The sequence below is a fragment of the Celeribacter sp. PS-C1 genome (assembly GCF_019429625.1).
Classification (GTDB): Bacteria; Pseudomonadota; Alphaproteobacteria; order Rhodobacterales; family Rhodobacteraceae; genus Celeribacter.
This window is the reverse complement of sequence record NZ_JAHXRW010000001.1, coordinates 171,502-185,521: the sequence shown is the minus strand read 5'-3', so window position 1 is coordinate 185,521 and position 14,020 is coordinate 171,502. Positions and strand designations below refer to the sequence as shown.

Below are 14,020 nucleotides of genomic sequence, written 5' to 3'. Positions count from 1 at the left end.
CATTAAAAGACATAGAGACCGAGGGTCAATGAGGCTTGCACGTCTGAGCACCTGTTCGGTATGTCTGCCGCAACAGATGCGGAAGGATATAGCATGCGACCCTCAGGTAGAAATTTAGATGAAATGCGGACGATTTCAATCGAGACCGGCGTGACAAAACATGCCGAGGGCTCGTGTCTGATCCGTTGCGGCGACACGCATGTTCTTTGCACCGCCACGATCGAAGAGCGCGTGCCGCCCTTTATGCGCAATTCAGGCCAGGGCTGGGTGACGGCGGAATACGGCATGCTGCCGCGTTCGACCTCATCGCGCATGCGCCGTGAGGCCACTCAAGGCAAACAGGGTGGTCGTACTGTCGAAATTCAACGCCTGATCGGACGTTCCCTGCGCGCTGGCGTGGACCGTGTCGCTCTTGGCGAACGTCAGATCACCGTGGACTGTGATGTCATTCAGGCCGACGGCGGAACGCGTTGCGCCTCCATCACCGGTGGCTGGGTGGCCCTACGTCTGGCGGTGAACAAGCTGTTGAAATCCGGCGCGATTACCTCCGATCCGCTGATTTCTAATGTCGCGGCTGTGTCCTGTGGCATTTACGCCGGTCAGCCGGTGCTCGATCTCGATTACCCCGAAGATTCCGAAGCTGGCGTGGACGGCAATTTCATCATGCTTGCCAATGGACATCTGATTGAAACCCAAATGAGTGCCGAGGGAGCCACCTATTCGCGTGCGCAGATGAACGAACTGCTCGATCTGGCCGAAAAAGGCGTTTCTGAGCTGGTTTCGGCTCAAAACGCTGCGGTGGCGTGATGCGCGAATTCGACGGCAAAAAGCTGGTTCTCGCCTCCCACAACAAAGGCAAGCTTCGCGAGATCGCGGAGCTTTTGGAGCCTTTCGGGATCGAGGTGATCTCCGCTGGTGATCTCGGTTTCGAAGAACCGGAAGAAACAGAAGACACATTTGCGGGGAATGCGCGGATCAAGGCACATTTTGCCGCCAAATCCAGCGGCCTCCCTGCCCTTTCCGATGACAGCGGCATGTCCGTCGATGCCTTGGACGGCGCGCCCGGTGTGTATTCCGCCGACTGGGCCGAAACACCCAACGGCCGCGATTTTCCGATGGCTATGCAAAAGGTCTGGGACCGTCTCGAAGAGGCAAATGCAGCAGAACCGCGCACTGCCCGCTTTTGCTGCACGCTATGTCTGGCATGGCCAGATGGGCATGATGAGATTTTCGAAGGCATTGTCGAAGGATGCATTGTCTGGCCCGCACGCGGTGAACGCGGCTTTGGCTATGATCCGATGTTCCTTCCCGATGGAGAAACCGAAACCTTCGGAGAAATGGAACACGCGCGCAAACAGGCCATGAGCCACCGCGCAGACGCTTTTCGTAAACTGGTCTCCGGACCCTTTAAGGATCTCGCAAAATGAGTACCCGCAAACTGATCTCCTCCGGTTCCGACTTTGAAAAAGTCATGGGCTATTCCCGCGCCGTCGTGCAAGGCGACTGGTGTTTTGTTTCCGGCACGACCGGCTACGATTACAGCACAATGACCATGCCGGAGAGCATCGCCGATCAGGCCCGGAACTGCTTCAAAACCATTTCCGGCGTGCTGGAAGGTGAAGGCTTTTCCCTAAAAGACGCGGTGCGTGTGCAATACACGATCACCGACGCCGCTTTGGTGGATGAAGTTGTCCCGGCTTTGGGTGAATTCCTCGCCGATATTCGCCCTGCGGCCACAATGGTCGTTGCCGATCTCATCAAACCCGAGATGTTGATCGAAATCGAAATCACGGCGTTCAAGGGATAATCATGGAAGACTGGCAAAACGGAGGCTTTGGTCTCTACATCCATTGGCCGTTTTGCCAGGCGAAATGCCCCTACTGCGATTTCAACTCCCATGTGGCCGCGACGATTGATCAATCCGCATGGGAGCGCGCCTACCTTTCCGAGATCGAGCGTGTTTCACGGGAAACATCCGGCCGCGTTCTGAACACCGTGTTCTTTGGCGGTGGCACACCGTCTTTGATGGATCCAGAGCTCGTAAATGCCATTTTGAGCAAGGTTCGAGACTGTTGGACGCTGGCGAATGACATTGAGATCACGCTTGAAGCCAACCCCACCTCTGTCGAAGCGGGTCGTTTTCATGGCTATCGCGACGCTGGCGTCAATCGTGTCTCCATGGGCATTCAGTCGCTTCATGACGAGGATTTGAAACGTCTCGGGCGCCTGCATTCCGTGTCAGAGGCGCGAAAAGCTTTCGATATTGCCCGAAATACCTTTGATCGCGTCAGTTTCGACCTGATTTATGCGCGACAAGGACAAACGCCTGAGGCTTGGCGGGCGGAATTGCGCGAAGCTCTCTCTATGGCTGTCGATCACCTGTCACTCTATCAGTTGACCATTGAGCAAGGCACCGCCTTTGGCGACCGATATGACCGGGGACTTTTGCGTGGCCTTCCTTCTGACGATAGCGCTGCGGATATGTATTTTGTCACACAAGAAGAGTGTGAAAAGGCTGGAATGCCCGCATATGAAGTCTCTAATCACGCCCAAAATGGCTCTGAGAGCCGCCATAATCTCATTTATTGGCGTTATGGCGATTATGCGGGAATTGGCCCTGGCGCGCATGGACGACTTACCTTGGCTGGTCAGAAATACGCCATCGATACGCCCCTCGCCCCAAGCCAATGGCTAAAGTTCGTTGATCAAAACGATCACGGTGAAAATCCACGTGAAGCTGTAAGTGGATACGATCAAGCCATCGAATATCTGATGATGGGCCTTCGGATCACGGAGGGCATTGAAATCGCACGGATTTCCACTCTCTTGGATCAAGACTTTCCCATTGAAAATAAATACTTGATTGAGGATGAGTTCATCAAAATCGAAAATGGCCGCCTTTCGGTCACCCAGAAAGGTCGGCCAGTTCTAAACGCGATCATTCGCGACCTGATCCCGGATCTTTAAGCGCCCCGGGATAGGATGCTGCACAGTGCATCCAATTCATCCAAAGAATCGTAGGAGACCGAGAGCACGCCCTTTTCGGTTCCGTCTTTATGATCAATATTCACCTTCATCCGAATGGCGGCAGAAAGATCGGTTTCGAGCGCACGTGTATCCGCATCTTTGTCGGATGATTTATAGGATTTCTTTATTTTCGGCTCGGATGAAGTCTTCTCAGCCTTTGCCAAACGCTCTGTTTCCCGTACAGAGAGACCACCCTCAATAACTTTCTTAGCCAATGCGGAAGGATCCTCGGCGGTGATCAACGCCCGGGCATGGCCAGCGGACAGCTGCCCTGACACAACGAGCGCCTGAACGTCGCTCGGTAGGTTCAAGAGACGGATCAGGTTGGCGATGTGACTCCGGCTTTTCCCCAAAGCATCGGATAGCTTTTCTTGGGTGTGCCCAAAGCGCTCCATTAGCTGTTGATAGCCCGCCGCCTCTTCGATCGCGTTAAGATCAGAACGTTGAATGTTCTCGATAATCGCGACTTCAAGTACTTCCGTGTCGGAATATTCGCGCACCAGAACAGGAAGCTCATGCAGACGAGCAAGCTGCGATGCGCGCCAACGCCGCTCACCTGCCACAATTTCATATTCACCTGCTTTACGAGGGCTTTCGCGCACGATGAGAGGCTGAATAACGCCTTTTTCACGGATCGAATCGGCCAGCTCATCAAGCGCTGACTGATTAAAGGTCCGTCGAGGCTGATCAGGATTTGGTACGATTCGCTCGATCGGCACCAACATATCTGCCCGGCGCGGCTCATTCTCAGAAGATTGTTCGTCAGGCTTATCCTGTGCCACATCCGCCATCAGAGCGGAAAGGCCGCGCCCGAGGCCTCGGTTTTTCGGTTTGCTCGGATTTGCCATTCTTATCGTCCTTTTTTCGCAATCACTTCTTTCGCTAGCGCCTGATAAGCCAAACTACCTTTTGACATCGGATCATAATCCAAAACGGGCAAAGCGAAAGAAGGCGCCTCACTGATACGCACATTGCGCGGAATTACGGTTTCGAACACCAAATCACCGAGATTGTCACGCGCGTCCTGTTCGACCTGGCGAGACAAGTTGTTGCGTTGATCATACATGGTCAACACAACCCCTTCGATACGCAGTTTGGAATTCGCAGTCTGCCGAACCTCTCGCACAGTCAGCATGAGCTGAGAAAGCCCTTCCAAAGCGAAGAATTCGCTTTGCAACGGCACCAAGACGGATTCAGCCGCCACCATTGCGTTCACCGTCAACAAACTCAAAGATGGCGGACAGTCGATCAGGATAAAATCGAACGCGAAATCATCAATCGCGTGCTGGCGCAAAGCATCGTGTAGGAGAAAACTACGCTTTTCATTCGTGACCATCTCAATGTCTGCAGAGCTTAGATCGATAGTCGCGGGAGAAATCCAAAGATTTTCAAACTCAGTAGTCTGAATAACCTCATGCAAATCGACCTCGCCGAGAATGAGATCATAAGTCGTATAGCCGCGATTTTCCGGGTCAATACCCAAACCTGTTGAGGCATTTCCTTGAGGATCAAGGTCCACAACGAGCACACGACAGCCACTTTTCACCAAAGCCGCAGCTAGATTGATCGCTGTCGTCGTCTTTCCAACCCCACCCTTCTGGTTCGCAACAGCAATGATTTTTGGGCCCTTGGGACGGGAAAGGTCAGACACGTTCAATATCTCCGATCAGCAGAATCACGGATTCTGCATCCGTTACGCTCGCATATTCTTTGTGGCTGAAGCGCCAGCTTTCAAGAGATTCGGCGAGTTCCTCACGAAAAGAAGCGCCTTTCAAAAACAATCCATGTCCACCCGGTGCCAAATGACGTTCAGTATACTCCAGAAGCTTCGGAAGTGACGCCAAAGCCCGCGCAGAAATAAGATTTGCCTTCATTGGCTCAAGCATTTCAATGCGTTCTGATCTCACTTCAGCATTAAGATCAAGTTCGCGAACGACAGTTCTCAAAAAGGTGGCCTTTCGTTGATCGGATTCCACCATCGTGAAAGACGTGTCAGGAGAGAATTCTTTTGCCAAAGTTGCGCAGATCAGTCCGGGAAATCCACCACCACTTCCGATATCGCACCAATGAGTGAGCGGAGTTGGCGCAATACGAAACACCTGCGCTGAATCCACAAAATGACGGTCCCACGCCATCTCCATGGTGGATTTAGCCACCAGATTGATTGCGGGATTCCATTTTTGAAGCAATGCCAAATAGGTTTGCAGCCGCTCAAATGTTTCACGTGAAACATCGAAATCGGCAAACTTCATTGAAGTCATCAGGACGCTTTCTCTCTCTGAGATTGACGCAGGCGAGCTAGAATCAAAGTGACAGCGGCAGGTGTCATCCCCTCTACCCTACCTGCTTGAGAAATCGTCTGCGGCCGTGCCAAAGTCAACTTGCTGCGCAATTCATTCGATAGACCACTGAGCACAGAGTAATCGAAATCATCCGGAATGACCTGAAGCTCATCCCGTTTCATTGCGTCGACATCGCGCTGTTGGCGTTCAATGTAATTCGCGTAAAGCGCATCGCGAGACAATTGCTCCTGTATCTCAGGCAAAATTTCTGCGATCTCCGGGTTGAGAGAAATGATGTTTTCAAACGTGACATTCGGGAATGCCAGCACCTCATAGGGCGTGCGGCGAGAGCCATCTGAGCTTACGGTCACGCCAACCGCGCTAAGCTCTTTCGGCGTATAACTTTCTTTTTCAAGCAAAGCCCGGCCTTTTGAGAGGTTTTCCATCTTTCTGTCGAAGGCCTGCGCTCGGGGCTTATGCACCAAACCCAAATCCTTACCCAGCGGCGTCAAACGTTGATCCGCATTATCCGCTCGCAAAGACAAACGGAACTCCGCACGAGACGTGAACATTCGGTAAGGTTCACTCACACCACGCGTCACAAGATCGTCAATCATCACACCGATATAGCTTTCGGATCGTGCGAATGTTGCACCATCTTTGCCCATAGATTTACGTGCTGCATTCAATCCTGCCACAAGACCTTGTGCGGCTGCTTCTTCATAACCGGTTGTCCCATTGATCTGACCTGCCAAGAAAAGTCCCGGAACATCGCGCAACTCCAAAGTCAATCGAAGCGCGCGCGGATCGACATAGTCATATTCAATCGCATAACCAGGCTGGAGAATTTTCACATCCTCCAGACCACGAATAGAACGCACATAGGCTTCTTGCACTTCAAGAGGCAGAGAGGTCGAAATGCCATTAGGATAAACCGTATCGTCATCCACGCCTTCCGGTTCAAGGAAGATTTGATGCGAAGATTTATCCGCAAAACGGACAATCTTATCCTCGATGGACGGACAATACCGCGGCCCAACGCCTTCGATATGACCGCCATACATCGCGGACCGAGATAAGTTCTCCCGAATAATATCGTGCGTTTTCTCATTCGTATGCGTAATGCCGCAGGATACCTGACGCGCAAACGGTTTGCTATTCAGGAAGGAAAACACCACAGGTTCATCATCCCCTGGCTGTTCTTCAAGAATATCCCAAGCGATGGTCTTACCATCCAGACGCGGCGGTGTGCCCGTTTTCAGACGGCCCATCGGAAGTTCGAGCCCATACAGACGTTCGGCCAAAGCAACAGAGGGTTTATCGCCAATCCGACCGCCCGGATGCTTTTCTTCGCCAATATGGATCAATCCGTTCAAGAAAGTGCCGGTCGTCAAAACCACCGCACCCGCTTTGATCTCAGATTGATCCCCTAAAACGACGCCACTCACGATACCACCATCAAGCATGAGATCGGCGACCTCCGCTTCGATGATCGCTAAATTTTCGGTCGCCTCCAACTCCGCCAACATCTCTGTGCGGTAGATCTTGCGATCAGCTTGCGCGCGCGGGCCTTGTACGGCTGGACCTTTACGCCGGTTCAAAAGCCGAAATTGAATTCCGGCTTTATCTGCGATTCGTCCCATCACCCCATCAAGCGCATCGATTTCACGCACGAGGTGACCTTTCCCCAAACCACCGATGGCCGGGTTACAGGACATCACGCCAATACCGTCTTTGCGCAAAGTGATCAGCGCTGTTCGCGCACCTGCCCTTGCAGCGGCCGCCGCAGCGTCACATCCAGCATGGCCGCCACCCACGACGACAACATCGAAGTCGGTATGTTTCACGTGAAACACTCCTCGGTTTTCTTTCATTTTCCGATGCAAAAACTGGAGAAGATTTCTCCAAGAATGTTCTCAACATCAATCCGCCCCACAAGGCAGTTCAGCGCATAGACCGCGCGACGCAGCTCTTCGGCCGCGAGCTCAGCACGTTCACCGCCGAGCAATACCTCATTTCGCGCTGATTCCATAGAGACAAGCGCATCCTGAATTGCAACACGATGGCGTTCACGAATAGCTGAGGAGGCATCGGAGGCGCGATCCGAAAGCGTCGTCGCGATATGAGCCACCATAAGATCAACGCCCTGCCCGGTTTTACCCGAAACGGATTGCGGATAAGCACCGCTATCATCCTTGCCGATTAACACAAGATCACCATCTTGTGGCAACATTTCAGGCTCAGCATCGGCATTTGGAAGCAAGATCACCCGCAAATCAGCATGCGCTGCGCGGCTTCTTGCGCGATCAATGCCGATCGCTTCAACCACATCACTGGTTTCTCGAAGGCCCGCCGTATCAAGGAGCGTCACAGGCAGGCCCTGTAAATCCATACGGACTTCGATGATGTCGCGCGTGGTGCCAGCAAACTCAGATGTAATTGCCGCCTCACGCCCCGCAAGCGCGTTCAAAAGAGTTGATTTACCGGCATTCGGCGGACCAACAATAGCAACTTCAAAGCCATCCCGGATACGCTCCGCCATTCTCGCGCCTTTGATCTCTTCTTCGAGCTCCATCATCGTCAGCGCGATCAATTCCAGAACCTCGGGCGAAACGTCCGTCGGAACCTCTTCATCGGCGAAATCAATCGTCGCTTCGATCAACGCCGCGGCACGGAGCAAAGCCGCGCGCCAACGCTCCGCCTTATCGCCGAGCGCACCAGAGAAGACCTTCAAAGCCTGGCGACGCTGAGCCTCCGTCTCCGCCTCGATCAGATCCGCAAGACCTTCGACCTGGGCTAGATCGAGCTGTTCATTCTCAAGCGCACGTCGAGTGAACTCACCCGCTTCAGCCAAACGCAATCCATCCAAATCGGCGAGTGCTTGAAGCACGGCATTGATAATCGCCACAGAGCCATGAAGTTGAAGCTCAGCACTCTCTTCCCCAGTGAAAGAAGCGCCCTTTTCAAAGCAGATCACCAAGGCTTCGTCGAGCATCACGCCTTCCGCATTTTTCAGAACACGCAGAGCCGTTCGACGTGGAGCAGGCACATTGCCCGCCAGCTTTTCAACAGCCCAAAACGCAAGCGGCCCGGAAATCCGGACCACTGCGACACCCGCTTTCCCGCGGGCAGATGCGAGGGCGTAAATCGTATCCATAGGTTTAACCTATTGATATCCTTTAATTTAAGCGTTCATCGAGTCGAAGAATTCGCTGTTGGTTTTGGTCTGCTTGAGCTTGGAAATCAAGAACTCAATCGCATCTGTGGTACCCATCGGGTTCAAGATACGGCGCAGAACGTAGGTTTTCTGGAGATCTTTGGAATCCACCAGAAGATCCTCTTTCCGCGTGCCGGATTTGAGGATGTCCATGGCCGGGAAGACGCGTTTGTCGGCGACTTTACGATCCAGAACGATCTCGGAGTTACCCGTACCTTTGAATTCTTCAAAGATCACCTCATCCATCCGCGACCCTGTGTCGATCAGGGCGGTTGCGATGATGGTCAGAGAGCCACCCTCTTCGATATTCCGGGCAGCACCGAAGAAGCGTTTCGGGCGTTGCAGCGCGTTGGCGTCCACACCACCCGTAAGAACCTTACCAGAGGACGGCACAACGGTGTTGAAGGCGCGGCCAAGACGCGTAATCGAGTCGAGAAGAATAACGACGTCACGCTTGTGTTCGACGAGACGTTTCGCTTTCTCGATCACCATTTCGGAAACGGCAACGTGACGGGTCGCAGGTTCGTCGAAGGTCGAGGAAATCACCTCACCCTTCACGGAGCGCTGCATGTCCGTGACCTCTTCGGGACGTTCGTCGATCAACAGCACGATGAGATAGCACTCAGGGTGGTTGGTTTCGATCGAATGCGCGATGTTTTGCAGCAGGACGGTTTTACCAGTCCGCGGCGGCGCCACGATCAACGCACGTTGGCCTTTCCCGATCGGCGACACGAGGTCAATGATGCGAGCGGAGCGGTCCTTGATGGTCGGATCTTCGATCTCCATCTTGAGGCGCTCATCCGGGTACAGCGGCGTAAGGTTGTCAAAGTTGATCTTGTGACGGGCCTTCTCAGGCTCCTCAAAGTTGATCATCGTGACCTTGGTGATCGCGAAATAGCGCTCGTTCTCGTTCGGCGCATGCATCACACCCTCGACCGTGTCACCGGTCCGAAGGCCGTATTGGCGGATCACATCGGGGGAGACGTAAATGTCGTCGGGACCCGGCAGATAGTTCGCCTCAGGAGAGCGCAGGAAGCCGAAACCATCCTGAAGAACCTCAAGCACGCCATCCCCGGAGATGACCCATTCATCTTCCGCACGTTCCTTGAGGATCGAGAACATCATCTCGCCCTTACGCATGGTCGAGGCGTTTTCGATCTCCAGCTCTTCGGCCATCGCCAAAAGATCTTTGGGGCTCTTGGCTTTCAAATCAGCCAGATTGAGAGTGGTGTCGCTCATAGAAAAATCCAATTCGACCGGCGCATCACGCGGGTCTTTCCGTCAAGTCTCAGTGGAGAATCCCTACGCCGGACGGCGCGGGTTTGGCAGAGTGATAGAAACAGACTGCGGTTAAGTCAATCTTTCTCAGAATGGCTTGGCGATGATCATCACAACGATGAAGATCATAAACAGCGTCGGGAGTTCGTTCATCATCCGATAGTGACGACCGCTACGGGTGTTTGTGCCCGTGATGAAGTCTTTCCGACGTGCTGCGCACCACATGTGAAACCAGGTCATTCCAAGTACATTCACAGCCTTGATCCAGGACCAGCCAGCGCTCCAATCGACGATACCGGGAGTAAAGACCAAACACAGGCCAAAGAGCCAGCTGGAGATCATCGCAGGGTTCATAATCATCTTCAGGAGCTTCTTTTCCATATCCTGAAAAAGAAGATCGGTTTCCGTCCCTTGGTTCACGCTTTCGGTGTGACGCACGTAAAGACGGGGAAGGTAAAAGAGGCCAGCCATCCATGCGATGATGGAAATGACATGCATGGACTTTGTCCAAGGATAAATGCTCGCAAGAATATCGCCCATTAGAGGTGCCCCTTCGTTTCCTTCTAAATAAAATAATAAAAGAAAAAGAAAAGGATGATGATTTTGTAGGGCCTGTGGATAATCTGGATTATTGAGTTTTACACAGGGTTTTCCAGTCTCTTAAAACTGTCATGTTTCTTATCCACAGCTTAGGATAAATTTTATTTTCCCTTATAAATCAATTCATTGATATTTCTCGTCGTTGAGTATCAGGGGATGTTTTTCGCAGATGTCGGGAAACTGTTACTTCTACATCCAGAGGCAAATTGTCTTACCCCCAGTGATAAGGTGAGGTGAGAAAACGCTAGAACTATCGGTTTATCCCCGGCTGCGCTAAAAGACCGAAAAACACCGCTTTGATCCCCGCAGTCACACAGGAGTTTTCAACAGAGCTATGAACAGCCCGGAAAAGCTTATCCTCGCCTCCGGTTCCGAAATTCGGCAGACCTTGCTTCGAAATGCGGGGCTTACGTTTGATGTGACTGTCGGACGTATTGATGAAGAAACGGTAAAAGAAGCGCTCCTTCATGACGGCGCAACGCCACGGGATATCGCCGATGCTTTGGCAGAGGCGAAGGCGCGCAAAGTGTCCATGAAACATCCCGGCGCCATGGTCATAGGCTGTGATCAGACGCTGTCTTTTAAAGGCAAGATGATCTCCAAGGCGAAAGACATTGACGAGGCGCGCGCGCAGCTCAAAGAGATGCGAGGCGAGCGGCACAAGCTTTTGTCTGCAGCCGTGATCTATGAAAACGGCGAGCCGAAATGGCGTCACGTTGGTGAAGTGCGGCTTGAGATGAACAGTTTCTCGGACGCCTATCTCGACGATTACCTGACGAGGAATTGGGATCAGGTTCAATATTGCGTCGGCTCCTACATGCTGGAGGCCGAAGGTGTGCGTCTTTTTTCTCGCATTGATGGCGATTACTTCACTGTGCTGGGTTTGCCGCTGCTGCCGCTTTTGGCATACCTTGCGCAAAGGGGAGTGATCGCATCATGAGTGACAAAATTCCGGTGGCAGGCGTGATTGGCATGCCGATTTCTCATAGCCAGTCGCCAAAGCTTCATAACTATTGGCTGTCTCGCTATCAGATTTCTGGCCATTACGTTCCGCTTCATATCGAGCAAGCAGATCTCGCAGAGGTTCTGCAGATGATGCCGAAAATGGGATTTGTCGGCGCGAATGTCACGATCCCTCATAAGGAAGCCGTTCTCGGGTTGGCGGACATTGTCACAGATCGCGCCGCGCTTATCGGAGCGGCGAACACGTTGATTTTCCGCTCTGATGGAAAACTTCATGCTGATAATACGGATGGCTATGGTTTTGTGGAGAACCTGCGTTGCAATGCGGAGTGGGATCCAAAGGCTGGACCCGCGGTCGTCTTGGGCGCAGGTGGTGCTGCGCGCGCGGTGATCGCGTCTCTTTTGGACGTTGGGGTGCCAGAAATCCGACTGGCCAACCGGACAAGGGCGCGTTCCGATGCACTTCGGGCTGAATTCGGGACGAAAATCTCGGTTGTGGAATGGGTGAACGCCGGCGACATGCTTAAAGGCGCGCGCACGGTTGTGAACACAACTGCGCTTGGAATGCATGGCCAGCCTGACCTGAAGATTCCCTTTGATCATTTGAGCTCCGACGCCGTGGTCACTGACATCGTCTACACGCCGCTGCGCACCGCTTTCCTGGACCGCGCCGCTGAGAAGGGCTGTCAGACCGTCGATGGTCTTGGCATGCTTCTGTATCAAGCCGCGCCGGGGTTTGAGCGTTGGTTTGGCAAACGTCCTGAAGTCGACGACGCCACACGCCAATTCATCTTGTCCTCATGACAAAGCCCTTCATCATCGGTCTGACCGGCTCCATCGGCATGGGGAAAAGCACCACGGCGAAGCTCTTCGCTGAGGCCGGTGTGCCCGTGTGGGATGCCGATGCGGCCGTGGCCCGGCTTTACGATCAGGAGGGCGCTGCGGTTGTGCCCATGGCGGAGCAATTCCCTCAGGCGATTGAGAGTGGCAGCGTGTCCAAAACGCGGCTCAAGGAGATCATCTCGAAGGATCCTAACGCTTTGAAACAGATCGAAAAGATCGTGCACCCCCTAGTCGCGCAGGACCGCCAGAATTTTATCGAGAACAGCGCGGTCGAGATGGTCCTCGTCGACATCCCGCTTCTCTTTGAAACCGGCGGCGATCAACATGTGGACGCCATCGTGGTTGTCTCGGTTGATCCCGAAACGCAACGCGCCCGCGTCCTTGCCCGACCCGGCATGACCGAAGCCCATTTTGAAGCCATTCTGAGCAAACAACTCCCGGATGCCCAAAAACGCGCCCGCGCAGATTTCGTGATCGAAACCACAAGCCTTGAAGCCGCCAAAGCCCAGGTGCATGATGTGCTTTCCATTTTAAAGGGGCAACTTTCCGATGCGTGAAATCGTTCTCGATACCGAAACCACCGGCTTTGATCCGTTCAGCGGCGATCGTCTCGTGGAAATCGGGGCGATTGAGCTCGTGAATCACATGCCTTCCGGCAACACCTACCACCAATATATCCACCCGGATCGCCACATGCCGGACGGCGCCTTTGGCGTGCACGGCATCGGTCCCGACCTGTTGCAGCCCCCGCGCCCGCCGAAAGACGGCGAAGTGATCCTCGCCGACAAGCCGTTTTTCAAGGCAGTGGGTCAGGCGTTTCTCGATTTCATTGGGACGGATTCGAAACTGATCATCCACAACGCCAGCTTCGATATGAAATTCCTGAATGCCGAGCTGAGCTGGATCGGTCTGCCGGAAATCCCCTATGAGCGCGCAGTCGATACACTGGCGATGGCGCGCAAGAAATTTCCCGGCTCTCCGGCCACGCTCGATGCGCTGTGTCGCCGCTTCGGCATCGACAACTCGTCGCGAACCCTGCACGGCGCTTTGCTCGACTCTGAAATTCTGGCGGAGGTTTATCTTGAACTGATCGGCGGGCGTCAGCCCGATCTCGTGCTTGCGCCTTCGAAATCGCAAAAGAAAGATGCCTCGTCTCAGATCGATGAAAACTGGCGTCCGACGCGACGCCCTGCCCCTCTTCCGCCCCGGATCACAGACGAAGAAGCCGCCGCCCATGCCTCTTTCGTTGAGGGCTTGGGCGACGGCGCGATTTGGAATAAATTTAACTAAGCCAGTAACTTAGTTGACTGCAGCGGCAGATTGCTGCGCTTCTGCGCGGCGCGCCATGTCTTGGCGGTAAAGCTGCACAAAGTCGATGTTGTCGAGGTTCAGCGGCGGGAAACCACCGTCACGTGTCACGTCATGCACCACACGGCGCAGGAACGGGAAGAGCATCCGCGGGCATTCGATCATCAAGAACGGGTGCATTTGCTCGTCCGGCACGTTTTCGATGAGGAACACACCGGCGTAATCCAGCTCGAGGATGAACAGCGTTTGCTCACCGCTTTCTGATTTGGATTCGACTTTAACCTTGGTGGCGACTTCGAATTGGTGATCTTCGGCGCGCTTTTTCGCGTCCAGAGCGACCTGAACGGAGATCGCCGGACGACCTTCGACCTTCAAGGCCTTTTGTGCGAGGATGTTTTCAAAAGACATGTCCCGGATGAACTGACCCAGGATTTGCATTTTGACGGGGTTGGCTTGTTGAGCCGCGTCGTTTTGTGGGGTTTCGCCGTTTTCGGCCATCGGT

Annotated in this window: 16 protein-coding genes; 8 read left to right on the top strand and 8 right to left on the bottom strand. The window is 53.6% G+C overall.

Translation table 11 applies throughout. From position 1 onward, the window contains the following. The first annotated feature begins 93 nt into the window (after positions 1-93). Genes rph through hemW form a run of 4 tightly spaced genes read left to right on the top strand, consistent with a single transcriptional unit; the run spans position 94 to position 2,967 of the window. Complete coding sequence (gene rph / locus J5Y17_RS00910) at positions 94-807, top strand: ribonuclease PH (protein ID WP_219783330.1); 714 nt, start codon at positions 94-96, stop codon at positions 805-807. After that, a complete protein-coding gene (gene rdgB / locus J5Y17_RS00905) occupies positions 807-1,427 on the top strand; it encodes an RdgB/HAM1 family non-canonical purine NTP pyrophosphatase (RefSeq protein WP_219783329.1) in 621 nt (206 codons plus the stop codon). The genes rph and rdgB overlap by 1 nt, the downstream gene beginning before the upstream one ends. Next, on the top strand, positions 1,424-1,807 hold the full coding sequence (locus tag J5Y17_RS00900; RefSeq protein ID WP_219783328.1) for a RidA family protein: 384 nt from the start codon (positions 1,424-1,426) through the stop codon (positions 1,805-1,807). Before rdgB ends, J5Y17_RS00900 begins: the two co-directional genes overlap by 4 nt. A 2-nt stretch (positions 1,808-1,809) precedes the next feature. Next, entirely contained in the window at positions 1,810-2,967 is a 1,158-nt protein-coding gene (hemW, locus tag J5Y17_RS00895; protein ID WP_219783327.1) for a radical SAM family heme chaperone HemW, read from the top strand. Here the strand turns inward: hemW and J5Y17_RS00890 are convergent. From J5Y17_RS00890 to hemJ, 7 genes are all read right to left on the bottom strand, one after another. Further along, entirely contained in the window at positions 2,964-3,875 is a 912-nt protein-coding gene (locus tag J5Y17_RS00890) for a ParB/RepB/Spo0J family partition protein (protein WP_219783326.1), read from the bottom strand. The genes hemW and J5Y17_RS00890 overlap by 4 nt on opposite strands. 2 nt (positions 3,876-3,877) lie before the next feature. Then, complete coding sequence (locus J5Y17_RS00885; protein WP_219783325.1) at positions 3,878-4,678, bottom strand: AAA family ATPase; 801 nt, start codon at positions 4,676-4,678, stop codon at positions 3,878-3,880. Then, positions 4,671-5,288, bottom strand: a complete 618-nt coding sequence (rsmG, locus tag J5Y17_RS00880) for a 16S rRNA (guanine(527)-N(7))-methyltransferase RsmG (RefSeq protein ID WP_219783324.1) — start codon at positions 5,286-5,288, stop codon at positions 4,671-4,673. Before rsmG ends, J5Y17_RS00885 begins: the two co-directional genes overlap by 8 nt. After that, positions 5,288-7,156, bottom strand: coding sequence for a tRNA uridine-5-carboxymethylaminomethyl(34) synthesis enzyme MnmG (gene mnmG, locus J5Y17_RS00875; RefSeq protein WP_219783323.1), 1,869 nt, complete (start codon positions 7,154-7,156; stop codon positions 5,288-5,290). The genes rsmG and mnmG overlap by 1 nt, the downstream gene beginning before the upstream one ends. Positions 7,157-7,179: 23 nt before the next feature. Further along, positions 7,180-8,466, bottom strand: coding sequence for a tRNA uridine-5-carboxymethylaminomethyl(34) synthesis GTPase MnmE (gene mnmE, locus J5Y17_RS00870; protein ID WP_219783322.1), 1,287 nt, complete (start codon positions 8,464-8,466; stop codon positions 7,180-7,182). Between the two features lie 27 nt (positions 8,467-8,493). Then, entirely contained in the window at positions 8,494-9,765 is a 1,272-nt protein-coding gene (gene rho, locus J5Y17_RS00865; protein WP_219783321.1) for a transcription termination factor Rho, read from the bottom strand. Positions 9,766-9,891: 126 nt separating this feature from the next. Further along, positions 9,892-10,344 carry a protoporphyrinogen oxidase HemJ gene (gene hemJ, locus J5Y17_RS00860; RefSeq protein ID WP_219783320.1) on the bottom strand — a complete coding sequence of 151 codons (453 nt, stop codon included), beginning with the start codon at positions 10,342-10,344 and terminating at the stop codon, positions 9,892-9,894. A gap of 394 nt (positions 10,345-10,738) precedes the next feature. Between hemJ and J5Y17_RS00855 the strand changes: the two genes are divergently transcribed. Genes J5Y17_RS00855 through dnaQ form a run of 4 tightly spaced genes read left to right on the top strand, consistent with a single transcriptional unit; the run spans position 10,739 to position 13,500 of the window. After that, positions 10,739-11,344, top strand: coding sequence for a nucleoside triphosphate pyrophosphatase (locus J5Y17_RS00855; RefSeq protein ID WP_219783319.1), 606 nt, complete (start codon positions 10,739-10,741; stop codon positions 11,342-11,344). Continuing rightward, positions 11,341-12,171 carry a shikimate dehydrogenase gene (locus J5Y17_RS00850; protein WP_219783318.1) on the top strand — a complete coding sequence of 277 codons (831 nt, stop codon included), beginning with the start codon at positions 11,341-11,343 and terminating at the stop codon, positions 12,169-12,171. Before J5Y17_RS00855 ends, J5Y17_RS00850 begins: the two co-directional genes overlap by 4 nt. Beyond that, the gene (gene coaE / locus J5Y17_RS00845; RefSeq protein ID WP_219783317.1) at positions 12,168-12,767 is read left to right on the top strand and encodes a dephospho-CoA kinase; all 600 of its coding nucleotides are present in this window, start codon (positions 12,168-12,170) and stop codon (positions 12,765-12,767) included. The genes J5Y17_RS00850 and coaE overlap by 4 nt, the downstream gene beginning before the upstream one ends. Beyond that, complete coding sequence (gene dnaQ, locus J5Y17_RS00840; protein WP_167601155.1) at positions 12,760-13,500, top strand: DNA polymerase III subunit epsilon; 741 nt, start codon at positions 12,760-12,762, stop codon at positions 13,498-13,500. The genes coaE and dnaQ overlap by 8 nt, the downstream gene beginning before the upstream one ends. Before the next feature lie 9 nt (positions 13,501-13,509). Here dnaQ and secB read toward each other — a convergent pair whose 3' ends face one another. Then, complete coding sequence (secB, locus tag J5Y17_RS00835; RefSeq protein WP_219783316.1) at positions 13,510-14,016, bottom strand: protein-export chaperone SecB; 507 nt, start codon at positions 14,014-14,016, stop codon at positions 13,510-13,512. Positions 14,017-14,020: the final 4 nt, after the last annotated feature.